This is a genomic window from Paenibacillus tabacirhizosphaerae, assembly GCF_040812395.1.
Classification (GTDB): Bacteria; Bacillota; Bacilli; order Paenibacillales; family NBRC-103111; genus Paenibacillus_E.
Map to the genome: position 1 here is coordinate 397,015 of NZ_JBFNXH010000003.1, position 20,692 is coordinate 417,706.

General features: G+C 47.3%; 23 protein-coding genes and 1 riboswitch. Of the genes, 1 reads left to right on the forward strand and 22 read right to left on the reverse strand.

Annotated elements, in window-relative coordinates; genetic code table 11:
• Positions 1–12: 12 nt before the first annotated feature.
• Positions 13–1,206, reverse strand: a complete 1,194-nt coding sequence (locus ABRS97_RS07620) for a D-alanyl-D-alanine carboxypeptidase family protein (protein ID WP_483312422.1) — start codon at positions 1,204–1,206, stop codon at positions 13–15.
• Between the two features lie 253 nt (positions 1,207–1,459).
• Here ABRS97_RS07620 and ABRS97_RS07625 point away from each other — a divergent pair, with 253 nt between their 5' ends.
• Positions 1,460–2,755 carry an ArsB/NhaD family transporter gene (locus ABRS97_RS07625; RefSeq protein WP_367812569.1) on the forward strand — a complete coding sequence of 432 codons (1,296 nt, stop codon included), beginning with the start codon at positions 1,460–1,462 and terminating at the stop codon, positions 2,753–2,755.
• Positions 2,756–2,836: 81 nt separating this feature from the next.
• On the opposite strand, the gene ytfJ is transcribed toward ABRS97_RS07625, so the two are convergent.
• From ytfJ to ABRS97_RS07730, 21 genes are all read right to left on the reverse strand, one after another.
• The gene (ytfJ, locus tag ABRS97_RS07630; RefSeq protein ID WP_367812572.1) at positions 2,837–3,331 is read right to left on the reverse strand and encodes a GerW family sporulation protein; all 495 of its coding nucleotides are present in this window, start codon (positions 3,329–3,331) and stop codon (positions 2,837–2,839) included.
• A 109-nt stretch (positions 3,332–3,440) separates the two neighbouring features.
• Positions 3,441–4,139: a DUF2953 domain-containing protein gene (locus ABRS97_RS07635; protein ID WP_367812574.1), complete on the reverse strand. Its 699-nt coding sequence runs from the start codon at positions 4,137–4,139 to the stop codon at positions 3,441–3,443.
• A 74-nt stretch (positions 4,140–4,213) separates the two neighbouring features.
• The gene (gene scpB / locus ABRS97_RS07640; protein ID WP_367812875.1) at positions 4,214–4,813 is read right to left on the reverse strand and encodes an SMC-Scp complex subunit ScpB; all 600 of its coding nucleotides are present in this window, start codon (positions 4,811–4,813) and stop codon (positions 4,214–4,216) included.
• The gene (locus tag ABRS97_RS07645) at positions 4,797–5,588 is read right to left on the reverse strand and encodes a segregation and condensation protein A (RefSeq protein WP_367812576.1); all 792 of its coding nucleotides are present in this window, start codon (positions 5,586–5,588) and stop codon (positions 4,797–4,799) included. The genes scpB and ABRS97_RS07645 overlap by 17 nt, the downstream gene beginning before the upstream one ends.
• A gap of 16 nt (positions 5,589–5,604) precedes the next feature.
• A complete protein-coding gene (locus ABRS97_RS07650) occupies positions 5,605–6,246 on the reverse strand; it encodes a site-2 protease family protein (protein WP_367812578.1) in 642 nt (213 codons plus the stop codon).
• Positions 6,246–6,713 (reverse strand): 6,7-dimethyl-8-ribityllumazine synthase, encoded by a 468-nt coding sequence (gene ribH, locus ABRS97_RS07655; protein WP_367812580.1) that lies wholly within the window; start codon positions 6,711–6,713, stop codon positions 6,246–6,248. Before ribH ends, ABRS97_RS07650 begins: the two co-directional genes overlap by 1 nt.
• Positions 6,714–6,750: 37 nt before the next feature.
• The gene (locus tag ABRS97_RS07660) at positions 6,751–7,977 is read right to left on the reverse strand and encodes a bifunctional 3,4-dihydroxy-2-butanone-4-phosphate synthase/GTP cyclohydrolase II (RefSeq protein ID WP_367812582.1); all 1,227 of its coding nucleotides are present in this window, start codon (positions 7,975–7,977) and stop codon (positions 6,751–6,753) included.
• 31 nt (positions 7,978–8,008) lie between these two features.
• Complete coding sequence (ribE, locus tag ABRS97_RS07665) at positions 8,009–8,677, reverse strand: riboflavin synthase (protein ID WP_367812584.1); 669 nt, start codon at positions 8,675–8,677, stop codon at positions 8,009–8,011.
• A 51-nt stretch (positions 8,678–8,728) separates the two neighbouring features.
• Positions 8,729–9,835: a bifunctional diaminohydroxyphosphoribosylaminopyrimidine deaminase/5-amino-6-(5-phosphoribosylamino)uracil reductase RibD gene (gene ribD, locus ABRS97_RS07670; RefSeq protein WP_367812876.1), complete on the reverse strand. Its 1,107-nt coding sequence runs from the start codon at positions 9,833–9,835 to the stop codon at positions 8,729–8,731.
• A 231-nt stretch (positions 9,836–10,066) separates the two neighbouring features.
• A riboswitch (FMN riboswitch) is annotated at positions 10,067–10,249 on the reverse strand.
• Positions 10,250–10,484: 235 nt separating this feature from the next.
• Positions 10,485–10,916 carry a peptidylprolyl isomerase gene (locus ABRS97_RS07675; RefSeq protein ID WP_367812586.1) on the reverse strand — a complete coding sequence of 144 codons (432 nt, stop codon included), beginning with the start codon at positions 10,914–10,916 and terminating at the stop codon, positions 10,485–10,487.
• A gap of 117 nt (positions 10,917–11,033) precedes the next feature.
• Positions 11,034–11,216 carry a hypothetical protein gene (locus ABRS97_RS07680; protein WP_367812588.1) on the reverse strand — a complete coding sequence of 61 codons (183 nt, stop codon included), beginning with the start codon at positions 11,214–11,216 and terminating at the stop codon, positions 11,034–11,036.
• Positions 11,217–11,616: 400 nt separating this feature from the next.
• On the reverse strand, positions 11,617–11,739 hold the full coding sequence (locus ABRS97_RS07685) for a hypothetical protein (protein ID WP_367812590.1): 123 nt from the start codon (positions 11,737–11,739) through the stop codon (positions 11,617–11,619).
• A gap of 184 nt (positions 11,740–11,923) precedes the next feature.
• Positions 11,924–13,255, reverse strand: coding sequence for a diaminopimelate decarboxylase (gene lysA / locus ABRS97_RS07690; protein WP_367812592.1), 1,332 nt, complete (start codon positions 13,253–13,255; stop codon positions 11,924–11,926).
• A 160-nt stretch (positions 13,256–13,415) separates the two neighbouring features.
• Positions 13,416–15,023: a spore germination protein gene (locus tag ABRS97_RS07695; protein ID WP_367812594.1), complete on the reverse strand. Its 1,608-nt coding sequence runs from the start codon at positions 15,021–15,023 to the stop codon at positions 13,416–13,418.
• Between the two features lie 24 nt (positions 15,024–15,047).
• Positions 15,048–15,470, reverse strand: a complete 423-nt coding sequence (locus ABRS97_RS07700; protein WP_483312423.1) for a stage V sporulation protein AB — start codon at positions 15,468–15,470, stop codon at positions 15,048–15,050.
• The gene (locus ABRS97_RS07705) at positions 15,467–16,099 is read right to left on the reverse strand and encodes a stage V sporulation protein AA (RefSeq protein ID WP_367812596.1); all 633 of its coding nucleotides are present in this window, start codon (positions 16,097–16,099) and stop codon (positions 15,467–15,469) included. The genes ABRS97_RS07700 and ABRS97_RS07705 overlap by 4 nt, the downstream gene beginning before the upstream one ends.
• A gap of 172 nt (positions 16,100–16,271) precedes the next feature.
• On the reverse strand, positions 16,272–17,027 hold the full coding sequence (sigF, locus tag ABRS97_RS07710; protein ID WP_367812597.1) for an RNA polymerase sporulation sigma factor SigF: 756 nt from the start codon (positions 17,025–17,027) through the stop codon (positions 16,272–16,274).
• 11 nt (positions 17,028–17,038) lie between these two features.
• Positions 17,039–17,485 (reverse strand): anti-sigma F factor, encoded by a 447-nt coding sequence (gene spoIIAB, locus ABRS97_RS07715; protein ID WP_367812599.1) that lies wholly within the window; start codon positions 17,483–17,485, stop codon positions 17,039–17,041.
• A complete protein-coding gene (spoIIAA, locus tag ABRS97_RS07720) occupies positions 17,482–17,835 on the reverse strand; it encodes an anti-sigma F factor antagonist (protein ID WP_367812601.1) in 354 nt (117 codons plus the stop codon). The genes spoIIAB and spoIIAA overlap by 4 nt, the downstream gene beginning before the upstream one ends.
• A 130-nt stretch (positions 17,836–17,965) precedes the next feature.
• A complete protein-coding gene (locus ABRS97_RS07725; RefSeq protein ID WP_483312430.1) occupies positions 17,966–19,096 on the reverse strand; it encodes a D-alanyl-D-alanine carboxypeptidase family protein in 1,131 nt (376 codons plus the stop codon).
• 274 nt (positions 19,097–19,370) lie between these two features.
• Positions 19,371–20,672, reverse strand: a complete 1,302-nt coding sequence (locus ABRS97_RS07730) for a pyrimidine-nucleoside phosphorylase (RefSeq protein WP_367812603.1) — start codon at positions 20,670–20,672, stop codon at positions 19,371–19,373.
• Positions 20,673–20,692 lie beyond the last annotated feature (20 nt).

Genomic DNA, 20,692 nt, shown 5'->3' on the forward strand with positions numbered 1-20,692 from the left:
TTGGCAAACCTCCTAATCCGTCCATTCGGGCTCAGAGTAATTAAATAGCTTTATAATCAGCATTCGACAGATCATCCCGTAACGGTCCAGCAATGTTTCTTGATATTGCTTTCCTTCCTTGAAGCTGAAGGTCGAGAGATCTTTAGCTTGCATCCGTGTGCTCGTTTTATCATATAAAGGGATCGTTTGAATGAGCTTCTTATTCAGAAAATATTGAATAGCGCCTCGTTCGCCTAATCGATAACTCGTTGAAACCGGATCGGCCAGTTCCACTTTTTTATTAAGTAAACTTGCTTCCCCTTCGGCAAGCGGATAGGAAAACGTGCTGCCAATGACCCAAGGACTACCCTCCACGGCTTCGCCCTTACTTGCGATCTGCTGAAGCGGATAATACTTGAACCCATATTGGAGCAGTCTGGCATGGTCTCCCCAGTCGTTCGGATCATTCAGAGTAACGACAGCCAATTGCTGTCCATCTCTCGTTGCCGAAGATACAAGACAACGCTTTGCGAGCTTCGTATACCCTGTCTTGACACCATCCGCACCCTCAAAAAGGGAAAGCATCTTATTTTTGTTCAACCACGTATAATCCCAGCTCTCATTCGGGTTCGGAACCTTTTTCATCTTTGTGGACACGATATCTTGGAAGACTGGATTTTTTAACGCGTAAGCAGTTAGCTTGGCCATATCATTCGCGCTGGAACGATGCCCCTCTCCTTCATCCAAACCGGATGGATTCGTAAAATGCGAATGTTCCATGCCGATCATCTTGGCTTTCTCGTTCATCAAATATACGAAGCCGTCGACACTTCCGCCGACATGCTCGGCAATCGCCGTCGCAGCATCATTGCCCGAGCGCAGCATCAAGCCATACAGCATATCCTGGAGGCGCATTTCTTCGCCTAGTTTCAAGTAAATGGAAGAGCCCTCTTTGCCAAAAGCATTTTTGCTTACTTTGACCTTATCCGTCAACTTGCCCTGCTCAATGGCGACGATCGCTGTCATGATTTTGGTCAAGCTGGCGATGCGCATAGGCACGTCTCCCTTTTCACTGTATAAAATCCGGCCAGACTCCACATCGATGAGCGATGCACCGACCGCATTCGTGCCTATGGCAGGAGGCGCAGCCTCGACTTGTCCGATTGGAACGCATAACAAGGCCACAATAACCGCCCAAAGCATACCGATCCTGAATCTTTTCTTCATTGTTTTCCTCCTAAGAGTTTTGCTGTAGCAAAACTTTCTTCGTGAGATTAGGCTGAGTTTGTACAAGTATATGCCTTTAGGCGCCGGATATGTCCAAGTCCCGTTATTTACAAAAAGGCACTTCGCCGATATAATGAGAATGAATTGCATACGGAAATCACCGGAGGAGCCTGCCAACGCAGGCTTCTTTTTGCTATTTTCAGGGTTATCCGAGCAAACTAAACAGAAACTCAACGATTAGGGAGGGAATGGCATGCTTACCTGGATTGCATTCATTATTTTTTTAGTGACGTATGCGTTCATCATTTCTGAAAAAGTAAACCGGGCCGTAATAGCTCTACTGGGTGCTGCAGTTATGATTTTTGCAGGTATCCTAGATGTTCACAAAGCATTTGAACACTATATCGAATGGGAAACCATCACTTTACTGATTGGCATGATGATTCTCGTTGGCATTACGAACCAAACAGGCATATTTCAATTTGTGGCTATCCGGGCGGCTAAGTGGGTCAAAGGAGATCCACTTCGTATCCTATTGATCATGACGATCTTAACAGCTTTCGGTTCAGCCCTCCTGGACAACGTAACTACTGTGCTTTTGGTCGTCCCTGTCACGCTTGCGATTACGCGCATTCTTGAAGTCAATCCCGTTCCTTATCTCATGGCGGAAATCATCGCCTCTAATATAGGAGGAACAGCGACGCTGATCGGGGATCCCCCGAACATTATGATAGGGTCTGCCAACCCCCATTTAACCTTTAATGCATTTCTGCTTAATCTTGCCCCCGTCACACTTATCATCATGGCAGTAACGCTTCTGCTTCTATATTGGATGTACAAAAAACAGTTGAGACCAAATCCCCAACTGCAGGCTAAATTGATGAAAATGAATGAACATGAATGTATTAAAAATTCTGTGCTCATGAAAAAATCGCTGCTCATACTGACTTTAACCATTCTAGGCTTCATGCTGCATGCCATCATTCATGTAGATGCCGCCGTCGTCGCGATTACGGGTGCGATTTTACTCATGCTTTTTGGACTAAAAGAACACGAGGTTGAAACTGCTTTTGATTCCGTAGAATGGGTGACGATCTTCTTTTTTGCAGGATTGTTCAGCTTAGTGGGGGGGCTTCAAGAGGTTGGGCTGATTAAGCATTTAGCGATGAAAGCTTTGGAGGTGACCGAAGGTGATATCGGCATTGCGGCCATTCTTATCCTTTGGGGATCAGGTATTGCTTCTGCCACCATCGACAATATCCCTTTTGTTGCCACGATGATTCCTTTGATCAAAGACATGGCAGATGGACTCGGTCTCGCCGTTGATTCACCGCAAATCAATACGCTATGGTGGTCGCTTGCGCTTGGCGCTTGCTTAGGAGGGAATGGTACAATCATTGGCGCATCCGCAAATGTCATTGTCGCGGGTCTTGCTTCTAAAGAGGGCAAAGGTTTCAGTTATTTGGAGTTTTTAAAAGTTGGAGCCCCCCTTACAATCGTTTCGCTGGTGATTGCTCAGGTTTACGTGTATTTACGTTATTTGATCTAACAAATATTAAAATTCTGAATGTAAAAACCTTCAAAACCACCTTATCGTGGCCCTGAAGGTTCTTTTAATTCGCTGATCAAATTACACGATGAAATTGGGTCCGTCAACATTCGTCGACGATGCCGGAACGGTGTTGATCCCCGTTGCATGTGTTTTTGAACTCATCCCTTTGATCATGCTTTGAATCCTATCGACCACTTGCGGAGCCGAATCGATTAGGCGTTCCAGGATATGTGTTTGGTTGTCGAGTGGCACAACTTTCACACCCGATTTGCCAACGACGAGAAACGCAATTGGCGTTATGGAGACCCCGCCGCCGCTGCCTCCTCCGAAAGGAAGAGCTACTTTCGCGTTAAACGCATCGGTTTTACTCATGCCGCCTTCAATTTCAATTTCAGAATCGGTTACGAACTCACTGCCTCCTGCCGCGAAGCCGAAACCGACTTTGGAAATCGGCATAATGACGCTGCCATCCGGCGTTTCAACCGGATCCCCGACGATGGTGTTCACGTCCACCATTTCTTTAATATTTTCCATGGCTACTTTCATTAATCCTTGAATCGGATGCTCGGACATCGTGAGATTCCTCCTTAGATTTTTCTAAAATGCGAAAACGTAAGCTTAAAAGAGCTGGAATGGTTCTTTTTTAGATTGCCCCCATTGGAAAGCCCTTATGTAAGAAAAATCAAGAAGCTGGCTTGACTCTCAACTTCATTAGTAATTGATACCACGTACGCATGCCGCCTTTGATTTTCGCTGCCCTCATAAGCAATCGGACACCGGCAAACACGATGAATCCTACCCGAATGCGCCCAGTGAGGCGAAACTCTGTAGTGAACTGAGGTTGATTATATTGCGGGATCACATCAATTCGCGGCTTTACCTTTAGCTTGACAAAACGAATGCCAAATCCGATTAATGAGGATTTGATTCCCCAAATCGCCCCCGTTGTGATGGCTGTCTCCGGGGCATCGCCAACACCGACGCGAGTAACCCACTTGAGCTCAGTGCACTCTACTCTGGCTAAAGTTTGTTTCATCCAATCATAGAAATCGAGCGTTTTAACAAGAATCAATTGGGCATTTTTGTAAAACTCTATCACTTTTTCTTTCGTAATATGCTTTTTATGTGCATCCGACAGCTTGGAGCTCGACTTCGTCACGGTTTCAGATCGTATCATAATCCCCTGGGCAAAACCTTTGAATTGAATGATGGGAATGACGTAGCGGTACTTAACCAGACCGAACAAAGCCCTTATTTCCATAGAAAGCGTATCGTTATCCTTAACTCTGGAGAAATACAGCTCTCCGCGAACAAAGCTAAATGACAAGCTTACGACACAAACGATCAAAATGATGCCGACCAGCCCTAGCCATAACCACAACCGTTCATCCCTCCTCAACAAAAAAACTCCACTGCAAGAAAGAGTCTTCTCGCCATTGGAGTTAGTATATGTCATTATTCGATGCCTTTATCCATGTCCTCGAAAGTGATCTGCTTCTGATCGCCTAGTCGGTCAAACAACATTCGCGTTTCTTCTTCTAAATCGAAATTCCCTTGGAAATTTGCGGAATCCGGCAATTCTTGGATAGATCGAAGACCGAAATATTCAAGGAATTGCTTGGAGGTCCCATATAAGATCGGCCTGCCGACTGCATCAGCGCGTCCGACTTCCTCGATTAAATCTTTGCCTGTTAACGTTTGTAGCGCGCGATCACATTTTACACCGCGAATTTCTTCAATCTCAATCCTCGTAATAGGCTGTTTGTACGCAACGATGGATAATGTCTCCAGCGCCGCTTGTGAAAGGGAAGAGCGTGAAGGCGTATAGGCAAGCCGTTCAAAATAAGGCGCATGCTCGGCTAGAGTTGTCAATTGGTAAGCTCCGGCTACTTCTACAATCTGGATGCCGCGGCCTTTGCGCTTGAAGTCTTTCTTCATATCATGGACCAAGTCATTCACCAGGTACAAATCCAGTTCCAATACTTCAGCCAATTGCTTGGCATCCAAGCCTTCGTCGCCTGACGCAAAGAGCAAGCCTTCAATAATTGATTTCATCTGTTGAAAATTGAGTGTCAATTGCAGGATCCTCCTCTTTCGCTTGGATGACAATGTCTTCAAACAGCTGATGCTGGAAGCACATAATCTTTTTAATTTTCATCAATTCTAGTAAAGCTAGGAACGTGACGACAATTTCTTCACGCGTCATTTCATAATCGAACAGTTTGGAAAATAATATTTTACCGCCCTTGAACTTAAGCAGGTCAACCACTTCTCGCATGCGGTCTTTCACGGATATTTCATCCCTGCGAATTTTGGCGATTACATTGCGGTTTGATAGTTTGCGCAGCGTACGTTGGAACGCAATGAGCAGGTCGCCTACATCAAGACCCTCGACCGGATTCTCATGCACAACTTGCATAAATGGGGTTAAATCCTCCGGTTCACGGGTGTAAACTAAACTTCGTTCCACCTCTTTATCCCGGAGCATATCGGCAATCGATTTGTACTTCCGGTACTCAATCAGCTTCGCTACGAGCTCGGCGCGAGGATCGAATTCATCATCCATTTCGTAATCGTATTCATCAAATTCAATAACGGGGGGCTTAGGCAGCAGCATTTTACTTTTAATGGATAACAGTGTGGCCGCCATAACCAGAAATTCGCTTGTCACTTCAAGCTCTAATTCCTGCATCGCTTGCACGTAAGCCAAATACTGATCCGTGATTTCTTTGACTGGAATATTATAAATATCAAGTTCGTTTTTATCAATTAAATGTAAAAGCAGATCAAGGGGGCCTTCAAACGCTTCCAACTTATAGGTGACTTTCACTCCGCTCTCCCCCTTGTCATAGTGAAAATAAGTTCATAACCAGCTGCGCGGCAAACGGGTAGATATGAGCCAATCCCCACTGGCCTATCGGTGTAATCATAAGAATAAGAACGAGTAATAAACCATAGCGTTCATTTCGCTTAAACCATTGTTGGTGCTTGGCAGGAACGAGTCCCTGCATGATAAACCAGCCATCAAGCGGGTATAACGGCAATATATGAATAAGTCCTATCATCACATTTACGATCACGCAATACTGCAAATAAACACGCCATTCTTCAATCGCCGTCGTCTCCATACCTTCGCCTACCCAAGCAGGAAGAAAAAAATACAGCCACCAAAAGAAAAATACAAGCCCTATATTCATTAGAGGCCCTGCCAAATATACTAGCGAATGCGACAGCCTGGGCCGCGAGCGGAATTGCGTCCTATCCACAGGAATCTTCTTTGACCACCCATAGGGGCCGAACACAATCATAGCTAGCCCCAAGGCATCTAAATGTGCCAAGGGGTTTAGCGACAATCGCTTGCTCTGCCGAGCTGTTCGATCTCCCAATAGCCAGGCTGTGCCTGCATGCGCTGCATCATGCAGCGTCATCGCGATGAGAAATGCGAGCAGTCTGGGAAGCAAAGTATCCAGGTGAAAATAAGACAGCATTAGGAGAATTGCTTCGTCAAATTCGCCATTTCTATCGCAGTTACAGCGGCTTCCCAGCCTTTATTGCCAGCTTTCGTACCGGCCCGTTCCACGGCTTGTTCAATGGAATCTGTCGTTAACACACCAAAGATCGTCGGAATGCCCGTTTTTAAATTAATGGCCGAAACGCCTTTAGCTACCTCGCTGCATACATAATCGAAATGCGGAGTAGAACCGCGAATAACGGTACCCAACGTAATGACGGCATCGTACTTGCCGCTTTCCGCCATTTTTTGCGCGATTAAAGGAAGTTCAAATGCTCCAGGAACCCAAGCAATGTCCACTTCATCTTCTTGGACTCCATGACGCTTCAAAGCATCTTGCGCGCCTCCTAGAAGTTTGGATGTAATGAATTCATTAAAACGGCCTACAACGATACCATATTTCAAGTTTTGTGAAATTAAATGTCCTTCGAAAATGTTTGCCATGAGTGTTTCTCCCTTTCTCTATGTGAGGTTGTGTATATTAAATACCGCTGCCAGAGTCATGAAATTCCAGCATATGTCCAAGCTTTTTCTTTTTCGTATGCAAATAATTTACATTGTGCTCTTTACTCTCCATTTGGATCGCCACGCGCTCTACCACTTCCAAGCCATAGCCTTCCAAACCCTTAATTTTCCGCGGGTTATTGGTCAATAGACGCAGTTGGCTGATGCCAAGGTCTTTCAAAATTTGAGCGCCGATGCCATAATCACGCAAATCCGGAGCAAAGCCAAGCTTAATATTCGCTTCGACCGTGTCAAATCCCTGCTCCTGCAAGGCATAAGCCTTCAATTTATTAATTAGGCCGATGCCGCGACCTTCCTGTCGCATATATAATAATACACCAGAGCCTTCTTCATCAATCTGTTTTAATGCAGCGTCCAACTGAGGTCCGCAATCACAGCGGTGAGAATGAAACACATCGCCAGTCAAACACTCGGAATGAACACGAACCAGCGTCGGTTTATTGGGGTCTAGCGTACCTTTAACAAGAGCGACATGCTCTTTATTATCCAGCTGGTTGGTGTAAGCAATCGCCTTGAAAGTACCGAAATCGGTGGGTAGGCTGATCTCAACCTCACGCTCAACAAGCTTCTCCTTCTGATTGCGATAATGAATCAAATCTTGAATGGTGATGATGCTAAGCTCATGCTTCTCAGCGATTTCCATCAAATCAGGGACGCGCGCCATGGAGCCGTCTTCTTTAATTACCTCGCAAATGACTGAGGAAGGGTACGCTCCGCACATAATGGCAAGATCAACAGCAGCTTCCGTATGGCCAGCTCTGCGAAGCACGCCGCCTTTTTTGGCAATCAGCGGGAAAATATGTCCAGGCCTGCGGAAATCATGCGGTCTCGTCCGCGGATCAATCAGCGCTTGAACTGTTCTTGAGCGTTCATGCGCAGAAATGCCCGTACTCGTCTCAATCGAGTCTACGGAAACCGTAAAAGCCGTACCATGGTAGTCCGTGTTTCGCGCAACCATCGGAGGCAGATCCAGCTCTTGCGCTCGTTCTTCCGTAATCGGCACGCACACGAGCCCGCGTCCTTCTTTGATCATGAAGTTGATGACTTCAGGCGTCGCTTTATCCGAGAGAGCAATAAAATCCCCTTCGTTTTCACGATCCTCATCATCAACAACAATAATCACTTTACCTCGTTTTAAATCTTCAATCGCATCTTCAATTCGGTTAAAGCGTATGTCTGCCATAGTCATCTCTCCTAAGAAAAACTTTCTGTACTTACATAAAACCGTGCTCGGCCAAAAAGCTTTCGGATAAAGAACCCGTCTTTTTCCCTTTGCCCCCGTCTTCGGATGGCCCGAAATGCAGAAGTCTCTCCATATATTTGCCCAGTACATCGCACTCAATGTTAACCGTATCTCCCGCTTTCTTATCGTGAAGAACGGTTTGCGCTAAGGTATGCGGGATAATCGAGACAGCGGCATCGCGTTCTGTCACGGTTACGATCGTGAGGCTGATGCCGTCAATCGTGATGGAGCCGCCTGAGATCATATATTTGAATATCTGTTTGTTCTCCGGCTCGAACCGGTAAACAACCGCATTCTCTTCGGGGATACGAGAGAGGATCGTCGCCGTAGTATCGACATGCCCTTGTACGATATGACCGCCAAAGCGCCCATTCGCTGCCATGGCCCGCTCCAAATTGACTCGCGTGCCGCTTGTCAGCTTGCGCAGATTGGTCTTGCGGTACGTCTCTGGCATTACATCCACGGAGAAGGAATCCGCATCAAAAGCGATGACGGTCAGGCATACGCCGTTCACAGCGATGCTATCGCCAAGGAGAACATCCTCCAGCACTTTTGTAGCGCCAATGGTCAGCACCATGGCTTGTCCTTGACTGTGAATGCGGCGCATGCTGCCAATCTCTTCCACTATTCCGGTAAACATGCCAGTCCTCCTTTCGTTAGAAGCTAAACAACCTCTTGAATAACCCATTCATTACTTATAAAGCGGATAACCCGTCATGCAAATGTCCGGTCCGATCTGCTCCACCTTCAAGCGGTCGAGCACAATGGCATCCGCCATCTTCGCGAAGCCGACGAAGTTGAAGTTCGCTGGTGCTTCCGCACCGCCGCCGATAATTTTCGGCGCGAACATCAGCACCACCTTGTCGATCAGGCGCCGCTCGAGCATGGCGCCGTTCAACCGGCCTCCACCCTCGAGGAGGATGGAGCCGATCTCGAGCTCGCCGAGCTGACGCATGGCGAGCGCCAGATCCACCTGCGGGCCGTCGCCGCAGGTGAGAACGCGTATGCCGCGCGCTTCCAGCGCGGCGCGGCGCTCTGCTGGCGCCTGTGCGCTCGCGAGCAGGATCGTCGGCTGACGATCCTGCTCCTGCAGCACACGGGCGCCCAGCGGGACTCGCAGCTGTGAGTCCGCGACGATCCGTACCGGCTGCACAGCCGGTACGTCTCCGCGGGCGCTCAGCTGCGGATCGTCGGCGATGACGGTGCTGACGCCGACCATAATACCTTGATGCCGGTGGCGCAAGGTATGCACGAAAGCCCGGGATGCGTCAGACGTGATCCACTTGCTATCACCGGTTTTGGCCGCGATTCGGCCATCGAGCGTGCTTGCCGTCTTCATCGTCACGAATGGCAACCGCGTGACAATGTACTTATTGAAAACCTCGTTTAGCGCCGAAGATTCCTCTGCAAGAAGTCCCACGCTCACATCGATACCATGGTTTCGCAGCTTGGCAATGCCGGAACCCGCAACCTGCGGGTTAGGATCCGTTCCGGCGACGACGACACGCACGACACCAGCTTCGATCAGACGATCGCTGCATGGCGGCGTTTTCCCAAAGTGACTGCAAGGCTCTAACGTCACGTATGCCGTGCTGCCCTTTGCCTCTAAACCTGCCATCTGCAGCGCGAGAACTTCGGCATGGCCCTGACCGCGTTGAAGATGGGCTCCCATACCGATAATGCGTCCATCCTTTACCAGTACGCATCCGACAACAGGATTAATGCCCGTCTGACCCAACGCGCTCTCCGCCAACTGCAAAGCGAGCCGCATGTAAGTTTCGTCATTCAATGCCTGCACAATGCTCACCGTCCACTCCAAAGAAGTATTCAAAATGCAAAATAGCCCCATCCAGTGTAGGAAAGGGGCCAGAGAATGTTTAGGTAACACGAAGAAGCTTCAGCCATACGCGCTTGTTACATTTTCGTTCAAACTAAACAACAACGACGAGTCCGCATTTGAAAACAGACTTGTCGAATTTTTGTCATTGTGAAAAAATGTACAAACGTGCATAGCGAATCTGTAATTCGCATTCTCCTTCTCCCATCCAGACTATACTGTCGGTCCCGGAATTGCACCGGGTCAGCCGTAGCGAAGCTGTATGTCAGGTACCGCTGAGCTTCAAAACGGGTCACGGACTTATCGATCGGAAGCTTGGATAGCTTCCAACGAATCACCGCCGGTGTGGAATTTCGCCACGCCCCGAAGGTTGCACATATTCATAAAAGCAAAGATGCTGCCTGAAAAGCAACAACTTACTTTGGTTATGAATTTATCACTAGGACATGGAAAAAGCAAGGGGAATTTTCACATTTCACATTCGCTATCTCTCTCTTCATGTTAGAAATCACGTCCGCAAGCCGCTCTTTTCCCTACCTTCTCTCACAGCCAACAAATAGAGAAAACCCTTGATTGACAAGGGTTTTCACGTTAAAAATCTATGTAGGGACTAAGCTTCTACAACTTCAACTTTCTCCATCAAATCTTTGCCTTTGAAAGCATCGATGAATTCCATGCCTTTGGACACTTTACCGAAAACCGTGTGTTGTCCGTCAAGGTGCGGCTGAGGCGCGTAGCAGATGTAGAATTGGCTTCCGCCAGTGTTTCTGCCTGCATGAGCCATAGCAAGCGTGCCGCGCTCATGTTTGTTCGGATTGATTTCACAGTTGATTTGGTAGCCAGGGCCGCCTGTTCCTGTGCCGGAAGGACATCCGCCTTGTGCTACGAATCCTGGGATAACACGATGAAAAACGAGTCCGTTGTAGAAACCGGAGTTTGCTAGTTTTTCAAAGTTAGCAACGGTATTAGGAGCATCGTTTTCGAATAGATCGATAACAACTTCTCCGCCGCCTGCGAGTTTAATTTTTGCTTGTTTGGCCATTTGTGGTCCACTCCTTTAGACAATATTACTTTATTCTACTATGAAAGCATTCATTTCACAAACGGAGACAAAAACACCACCGACTTCGTGAGGAAGCCCGTGGTGTTTTCACTCTTTTCAGGTTGTTTCTCTGTCGATAACATCATCGAGTTCCGAACTTCTTTCATTTGCTGCAGCGCGCACATGCTGATCGACTTCATTGAGTCCTTGCATTTGCTCAGCTGCTTGTGCTTGCTTGTTCAACTGTTCTTCCACCTGTCCAATTCCGTGTGCACCCTGTTGTCCGCTATTTGTTGTCATTATTCCCTAATCTCTCCCTTATTTCGTGTTTGCAACAAACTTTATATTTGCTCCAGGGAGAGGGTTTTATACAGTGTTCGGAAAAAGATTCTCTCTTCCCTTACCTGTCTTCCATCCGGTATTCCTCCCCAAGACTCCGGGGATTCCGGGGACATTTCGCCACCGCAAGCTTCGCAAGAAAACGGAACAGGTACTGCCGGACCTCCTATTTCCCATGCACAGCGATATCCACGGAACTACGATGCATTATTCCACGGTAACGACCCTTTCCTCCTCCTGAAGTGGAACTAGGGTGTGTTAAATGAGCGAAACCGTGCCTACAACCCAGCATTTCCTGCTCATAAGGTACGGTAGTTCCGCGAAATATCCCTACAACCGAAAATACCGCCTCTTAACGCACCTACGTTCCGCTCACCCATGCAAAAAGACGATCTATCGCAGGATCGAGGCGGTATTTCAATACGCCAACCCGCTGCGGTACTTCCGGATCTTCCACATCCATCCTGTCAAAAGCTCGTGCCACACGATGCCTGCGGTTCTCCGCTCTGTAACCTCGTCACACACATACCTGACGACATATGCTTTCTCACGTATTAGTGAGGGTACCCCTAACGCTTTAGTTCCGTAAAGGGTAAAACATTCTGATAAAAAAAGAAGGCAGCCTAGAGCTTGAGCTCAAGGTACCTTCTTTCGCATCTTTTTTTCGTTTACACGGTTTTGCTAACTTGCTTCATTCTTGCCGGGATAACATCATTGCCTACGATATTGTCAAAAGACTCGCGTTTCACAACCAAATCGCTTTGTCCATCTTTCACAAATACAACAGCCGGACGGCGAATACGGTTGTAATTGCTAGCCATCGCATAGTTGTAAGCACCTGTGCAGGATACAGCCAGAACGTCGCCCGCGTTTACTTTCGGCAAGTTCAGATCCCAGATCAGCATGTCGCCGCTCTCGCAGCATTTGCCTGCAATAGAAACGACTTCTTGCGCTTGCTCCGTAGCACGATTAGCGAGCATTGCTTCATATTCTGACTCATACAGAGCTGGACGCGGATTGTCAGTCATGCCGCCATCTACAGCAACGTATTTACGAACGCCAGGAATATCTTTGGTCGTACCTACGCTGTAAAGCGTTGTGCCCGCATCGCCTACAATGCTCCGGCCTGGTTCTACCCAAATCTCTGGCAGCGGATAATTGTTACTGCCAAAGTTTTCTTTGATAGCGTCCGTGATAGCTTTCACGTAAACCGCTACAGGAAGAGGTGTATTGCCTTCCACATAACGGATGCCGAATCCGCCGCCAAGGTTAATTACCTTGAAGACGACGCCCGTTTCTTGACGAACTTGAACAGCAAAACCGGCCACTTTCTCAGCTGCCATCCGGAAACCTTCTACTTCGAAAATTTGCGACCCGATATGGGAATGAACGCCCAAAATTTCCAAGTTGCTCAATTGGGAAGCTTCTTGAATCGCGCGAAGTGCGGAACCGTTGCCCAAATCGAAACCAAATTTGGAATCGGTTTGACCTGTCGAAATATATTCATGCGTGTGCGCCTCAACGCCCGGCGTAATTCGCAGCAAGATTTTAACTTTTTGGCGTTTTTCGCCGGCAATTGCATTCAACATTTGCAGCTCGATGAAGTTATCAACAACGAAACAGCCGATTTTCGCATCGATCGCCATTTCGATCTCTTCTACCGTTTTATTGTTTCCGTGGAAATGGATACGCTCCGCTGGGAATCCTGCTTGCAGCGCTGTAAACAGTTCGCCTTCGGAAACGACGTCAAGGGACATGCCCTCTTCTTCAACGATGCGGCACATTGCCATCACACAGAAAGCTTTGCTTGCGTAAGCAACTTGGAACTTCAAGCCAGAGGCTTTGAAGGCTTCTACAAATTCGCTGCAGCGTTGACGCACGAGTGCTTCGTCATACACATATAAAGGCGTACCGTATTCTGCAACCAGCTGGGTTGCATCGACACCGCCGATTTCGAGGTGGCCTTGATCATTTATTTTGCTCGTACCGTGTAAATACATAGCTTTGGTTTCCCCTCTTCCTAAACTTTGTTGCCATTTACCGCTCTGCGGCTTTATGAGCATTACTATTTAAAGTACCATATGGCAAGCGCTTTTGACAATACACGCTTCGACAGAACATACAAAAAAGGACAGGAAAGTTCCATGCCCTTTTCCTATGCTATTTCGGCTGGCGAGTACCGTCAATCGGCTTGGTTAGACTCAGTCTCGTTTTGGCAGCAAGAACAGGCCGACGTACCAGAATAGAAAAGAAACTTTTTGCGTTAAATGGTATTAACGGCCACATGTACGGAGAATTATAGGATCTCCGCGTAGCTAGAAACAGCAGCCATAAGGTTGCTCCGATAACGAGTCCTGGCACTTGGAAAATAGAGACGACGATGAGAAGCGCCAACCTGGTGATGCGGTTGGCAAGTCCGAGCTCATAGCTTGGCGTGGCGAACATGCCAATAGAGGCAAGTGCCAAATAGAGAATGACTTCGTTAATAAAAAGTCCCGTCTTGACGGCGATATCCCCGATCAAAATCGCTGCAACTAGCCCCATCGCAGTCGCGAGCGGCGAAGGGGTATGCACCGCGGCCATCCGCATGAGATCGATACCGATATCGGCGAGAAGGAATTGTACGAGCAGCGGCAGCGTTCCCTGCTTTTGCGGACCGAGAAACTCCAAACCCGCCGGCTTCAAGGATGGTTCCATCACCATTAGAAACCACAAGGGCAGCAGGAATAAAGAAGCCATGATGCCGGCGAATCGCACCCACCTTAAATAGGTGCCAATGAAAGGCGTCTGCCTGTATTCCTCCGCATGCTGGACATGATGGAAGAATGTTGTAGGCAATATCATTACACTAGGTGATGTGTCGACGAAAATACAGACATGCCCTTCCAATAAATGTGCGGACACAACATCCGGCCGCTCGGAATAACGGACCATCGGGTACGGATTCCAGCCTGTATTCACAATAGCTTCCTCTAATTGCTTCTCAGCAAGCGGAAGCCCGTCGATCTCCACCTTCTTTATTTTATCTTTGACGGATTCCACCAAGTTTGGATCAGCGATGTCATTAATATATGCGACACATATATCCGTCTTCGTTCTTTTGCCAATTTGCATAATTTCAAGCTTGAATCTTTCATCCCGTATTCGACGTCTGACAAGGGTCACGTTAAGCAGCAACGTTTCAACAAAGCCGTCCCTAGACCCGCGGACTACGCGCTCTAAATCAGGTTCTTCCGTAGAACGAGCCGGGTAATTCTTCACATCGATGGTGATCGCCGACGTCTCGCCTTCAATGAAAAGCGCAGTCCCCCCCATGAGCACTTGCCCAATAACTTCGGATATTTTTTTATACGTTTTAACTTGATTATGGGGAATAAGCTTCTCGGCGAAGGCTTCCACCGTATGGTGCTCAACTGCCGCTTTATCCGCATAAGTCAAGCGTTTAATAATTTCAGTCAATACTTCGTCTTTGATAAAGCCATTGCAATAAAAAACGCCTACGCGCTTTGAGCCGAATACCATTTCCCTGAGCACAAGATCAAAGCTTTTGTTAAGGCCGACTCGTTCCTCAAGCACTCTTTGCACTTCCCTCAAGTTGCGGGGAATATCTTCTTGAACCTTCAGAGCCTTTTCTGTCGCAGTCATATCCCTTTCCGGATTGTATGCAGACAAATTGCCTTCCTCATCGACAGCCAGCTTTTGCTCTTCCTTTTGATCCTTGGCCGTGTCGTTACTATTGGCATCACCTGCTTTTACGATCACTTTCATTCCCTTTCACCTCATCCGCGATTATTAATACAGCAGCCATTCAAATAAAGAGCCAATGACCTTTCCAAAAATCATCGCCATCAGCAGTAAAATCATATAAGATCCCATGCCCACTCTTTTGGCCAGTATGGGCAGAACATTAATGATTTCCGTTAAGGCCGCGGCAAGCATGCCTACAAAACAACCTGCAAACAAGCCAACAAAAGCAGCTCCCATCGGAAATAAATGCAGCTTCCACTGGCTGAAATCAACCCATGTACAAACGAGAGAGCCTGTAACAACTGCGGCTTCATACTTGTGAATGCTTTTAAAGGAATAGGTGATTTGAGCTAATCTAGGGATAATATCCAAAACAACAAGGAAGGCAACCATTCCGCTACCTACAGCGATCCCGCCTGCCAGGCCAATAAAAGCAGCTAATAGAGCTTCTCCAGCCTGCACAATCACTTGGCTTCTTCCTTTTCATGAATTTTGCCGTACTCTTCCGTAATCACGTAATGATTCACATTCTCTTGGTACATGAACATTTCCACTTCCAGCGGGCTTGGTTCCTCATTGAATTTTTTCTTGAATAGATGGTTGAAGAAAATGACCATACCTACCCCAATGCCAAGGGAGTAAGGAATTTGCAAAATAAGAGGGTGCTCCACCCTCCTTCCTGTCATCAGCTCATAAATGCGTTGATGGACTTCCAGCATGCTGACATCTGCATGAAAGTTCATAATGGCAAGTCCTGAACCGATAAAGAGCAGCAACCATACGATGCCGATAAGAACCGGATTTGGTTTCTTATTATCCGTGTAAATTTCAAGAAGGACATGAGGCTCCCCGAAATGTTCGATTTGCAGTTCAGGAAAACGCTCCTTTACTTTACGTACAATCAGCATCATATCGATAAGTACACGATTCCCGTCCGCGTGCTGAGGATGATGGATCACAAGCTCTGATAGATAGGTTTCATATTCAGGTTCGACAATCAACTGGGCGATATGACTTAAATTCACAGGATTTCCTTTGCGTACGCGCGCTCTCCTGCGAAGTCGGATATACAAGTACGGAGCGGCAGCTTGTCTCATTTTCTCACTCCTTTAAGAAGCATTGGCTGTGAACATCCATGTATAGGGGTAGTATGCAAAATTTTTCATGCGCATAATCGTTGAACGGCATGGTAAATCCTCCTATCTGAAAATAACGAAAAACCGCTATTCCCCGGTGAAGGAAATAGCGGTTTATTAAGCGTGTTGGCCACTACTGAGCGATCTGATCTTTGATCGATTGCAAAATTTTCTTCTCCAGCCGGGAGACCTGCACCTGCGAAATCCCCAACCGGCTGGCCACCTCAGACTGCGTCTGGTCGCGGAAATAACGCAGATAGACAATTAGCCGTTCTCTCTCCGAAAGGGTGCCAATAGCTTCATTGAGTGCCAGCTTCTCGAACCATTTCTCACCGGACTCGTCCGAGATTTGATCCATCAATGTAATGGGATCTCCATCGTTTTCGAATACGGTCTCGTGAATCGAGGATAACGGCTTATTCGCCTCTTGGGCGAAGACAACTTCCTCTGCCGTTATCATCAGCTCCTCCGCGACTTCTTTGATCGTCGGCAGCCGTCCGAGACGTTTGGAAAGCTCGTCCTTCGTCTTGCGAATCTTGTTCGCGAGCTCTTTGAGCGAGCGGCTGACCTTAAGCGTTCCGTCATCGCGCAGGAAGCGTTGAATCTCGCCGATAATCATCGGCACCGCATAGGTAGAAAATTTGACATCATAAGATAGATCGAATTTGTCAACGGACTTGAGAAGTCCGATACAACCGATCTGGAACAAATCTTCGGCTTCGTATCCCCTGTTCAAGAACCGTTGAACAACAGACCAAACCAGTCGGATATTGCAGCTGACAAGCGTTTCTCTAGCGAGTTGATCTCCGGATTGGCTGAGGGCGATTAACCGTTTGACTTCACTGTCGTCTAAGTAACTGTGAGAGGCGTGCTTCAAATCCACATCCATAGATCAAACCCCTAATTGTATAAAGCTTTTTTAGATTCAATTCGCTTCAACATTTTTATTTTGGTTCCGATTCCGACGGCTGTCACAACTTCCACTTCATCCATAAAATTTTCCATGATCGTAAACCCCATGCCTGAACGCTCTAGCTCCGGCTTAGATGTATAAAGCGGCTGCTTGGCTTGCTCCAAATCATCAATTCCTTGCCCATTATCTTCAACCGTGATGTGGACGATGTCCTCATCAATTTGCGTCGAGATGGTAATCACGCCGTCGGTTCGGTTGTTGTATCCATGAATAATGGAGTTGGTCACAGCCTCCGATACAACCGTTTTAATATCCGTCAACTCATTCAGCGTCGGATCCAGCTGAGATACGAATGCCGCAACGGCTACCCGTGCGAAGGCTTCATTCTCAGAACGGCTGGCGAACTGCAAGGTCATAAAATTTTTATCACTCATAAGGCAACCTCCAGGCTGGAGATTGCGGATCTCTCGTCATCTTGAATCGTTACAATCTTGAACATACCGGAAAGCTCGAATAGTCGGTAAACAGCAGGAGTAACATCGCACACGACCATCTTACCGCCCTTGCCCGTAATTTGCTTGTAGCGACCGAGTATAACGCCGAGACCGGAGCTGTCCATGAAGGAAAGATCTCTTAAACTAAGAATGAGATGCCTCGTCTCCTCCTTAGCGATTGCTTCCTCCATCCTTGCTTTAACACTATCTGCCGTATGATGATCCAGCTCGCCTTTCAATCTAACAATCAGCGCTCTCCGGCCTTGCTCGAATTCAATTTGCAGGCTCAAACATGTTCACTCCTTCCCTGTCATGAAACAAGATTTCTACAGGGAAGATGGAATTTCCTGCCACCCGACAAAACTAGAAGAAAAGCGCTAAAACAAGAACAAATGCGAGTTTATTCGTGTAATCTCCCTATTAATCTGTATGGAACAGATGGGATGTCGTCCGTTTAAACAGCTTCCACCAGGATGCTTTGCTTACTGCGACTGGAGACTCCAACGGATACTCTGCCAACACATTATCGCCATTATAGACGATGATTTTGCCAATCGGCTGCCCTAAAGCAATCGGCGCTCTGAGATTCGGATCGATTTGCAGCTCATGTCGAATGTTTTGAGTTGCCTCGCCTTTTTTCATCAGAATGCTGTAATTTTGTTTCGCAACCAATGGGACAGATGAAACTTGGCCTTTATTTATCGTGAAATTCCCAAGGCTGTCGCCCGATTTGAATAACGGATAATTAGAATACTGTGCAAATGCAAAGTCAAACAGCTTCGTTACTTCAGCATTCCGCGTTTTCGTATTGGGCTCTCCCAAAACAACGGCAATCACACGTAAATTGTCTCTCTTCGCAGTAGCCGACAAGCAGAACTTCGCTTCACTGGTATAACCTGTTTTGAGGCCGTCGGCTCCGCTATAGAACCTAACCAGCTTATTCGTATTAACTAACCAGAATGGACTTGCTGTCTCCTTGCGCAGATAGTCTTGGTAGACACCTGTAAATTTCGTAATTTCCTCATGTTTGAGCAGTTCTTTGGACATGATGGCGATATCATTTGCGGTTGTATAGTGATTGTCGACAGGCAAACCGTTGCAGTTAGAGAAATGTGTGTTTTTCATACCTAATTGCTGTGCGCGTTCGTTCATCATTTGCACGAAATTTTCTTCGGAACCAGCGATTTTCTCAGCCATCGCAACGGATGCGTCATTGCCTGAAGCCATCGCGATGCCTTTGAGCATTTCCTGAACCGTCATTTCTTCGCCTGGTTCAAGAAATATTTGAGAGCCGCCCATGGATGCTGCGTATTCGCTTGCTCGCACCTTCTCATCCATTTTAATTTTGCCTTGATCGATAGCCTCCATAATAAGCAGCATGGTCATAATTTTCGTGATACTGGCTGGCGGCAGCTTCGCATCCTTATTCTTGTCCACAATCACAGTGCCTGTGTCCGCGTCCATCAGCACAGCTGATTGTGCATTAGGCGTTAAATCTACCGGTTGTGCCCTCTTCTCTTCAGCGAAAACTGCCGGCATTAGCAGCAGCATGCACATCTGTAAACATATTAGACTGATAAACCCTTTTTTTAGCATAGCAATTCTACCCCTCCTGAGAGTTTTGCGCCAGAAACACTGGCCCTTGTAAGCGTAAACTTTGAGTTTTCGGCAGAAAACTGGCGTCGTAAGCATGAAGCGTAAGCGTTACACTTGCAGCATGAATTACTGCTAATCAGTGTTGACATTTTCTTCATAAAATATTCCAAAGAAGGGAAAATAAAAAAGCACTTCCACATAGGGAAGTGCTCATTGCGTGAAACCATTTTTATGCGATTACATCGTATATCAATTGCACGGCAGGTGGCTTCTCAGCTTCAATCCGATACGCATCATGAATCATGGATTCAACTTCTTTCACATCGAGACGATTGGCATGAATCGTACAGATGGAGTCGCCAACCTGAACCGTATCGCCAATTTTCTTGTTAAGCGTTAAACCTACCGCATAATCGATCTGATCTTCTTTCTTCGCCCGACCGGCGCCTAAAAGCATAGCCGCGATGCCGATCTGTTCGGCATCGATTTGATTCACATAGCCCTCTTTGGCAGCGAGGACTTCCACATGATAAGCAGCCGTCGGCAGCAGCTCCGGTTGATCAACGACTTGCGGGTTGCCCCCTTGGCTGGCAACGAATTTCTTAAATGTCTCCAGCGCTTTCCCGTTCGCTACAATATCTCTGATCGCCGCCTGTGCCTGCTCAAAGGTGTCAAACGCTTTGCCCAGCACCGCCATGTACGATGCTACCGAAATCGCGACCTCCGTCAATTCCCTATCCCCTGTGCCGCGAAGCACCTCGATGGATTCGATGATCTCGTTCGCATTCCCAATCTCGCGGCCTAGCGGCTGTTCCATATCCGTAATCATCGCGATTGTGTTGCGGTTCAAACTCTTGCCGATATCCACCATTGTGCGGGCTAGTACTCTAGCGTCGTCCAACGTTTTCATGAAAGCGCCGGAACCGATCTTTACATCGAGCACGATGGCATCAGCGCCTGAAGCAATTTTTTTACTCATAATGGAGCTTGCGATCAGTGGAATCGACTCTACCGTTGCGGTTACATCGCGCAATGCATACATCTTCTTGTCTGCAGGCGCCAAATTGCCGCTCTGACCAACGATTGCAATTTTATTCGTATTTACGGCCTCAATAAAAGCCTCTTTGGTCAATTCGATCTGGAAACCTGGTATGGACTCCAGCTTATCAACCGTACCACCTGTATGCCCTAGGCCTCGTCCCGACATTTTAGCAACAGGAATGCCTAATGAAGCTACAATGGGTCCGACGATCAAACTGATTTTGTCACCAACGCCCCCTGTAGAATGCTTATCCACCTTAATCCCTTGAATTTCGGAAAGGTCAATCATTTCTCCAGATCCTGCCATAGCGAGAGTAAGCGCAGAGATTTCTGCTCCAGTCATACCGTTGAAAAATATCGACATCAGCAGCGCGGACATTTGATAATCGGGGATATCTCCGTTTGTGTAGCCATTAACAATAAACTGAATTTCCTGTTCATCCAGTGCTTCATTTAGTCTCTTTTTATGGATCAAATCCACCATTCTCATCGCCCATACCTCCAATTCGA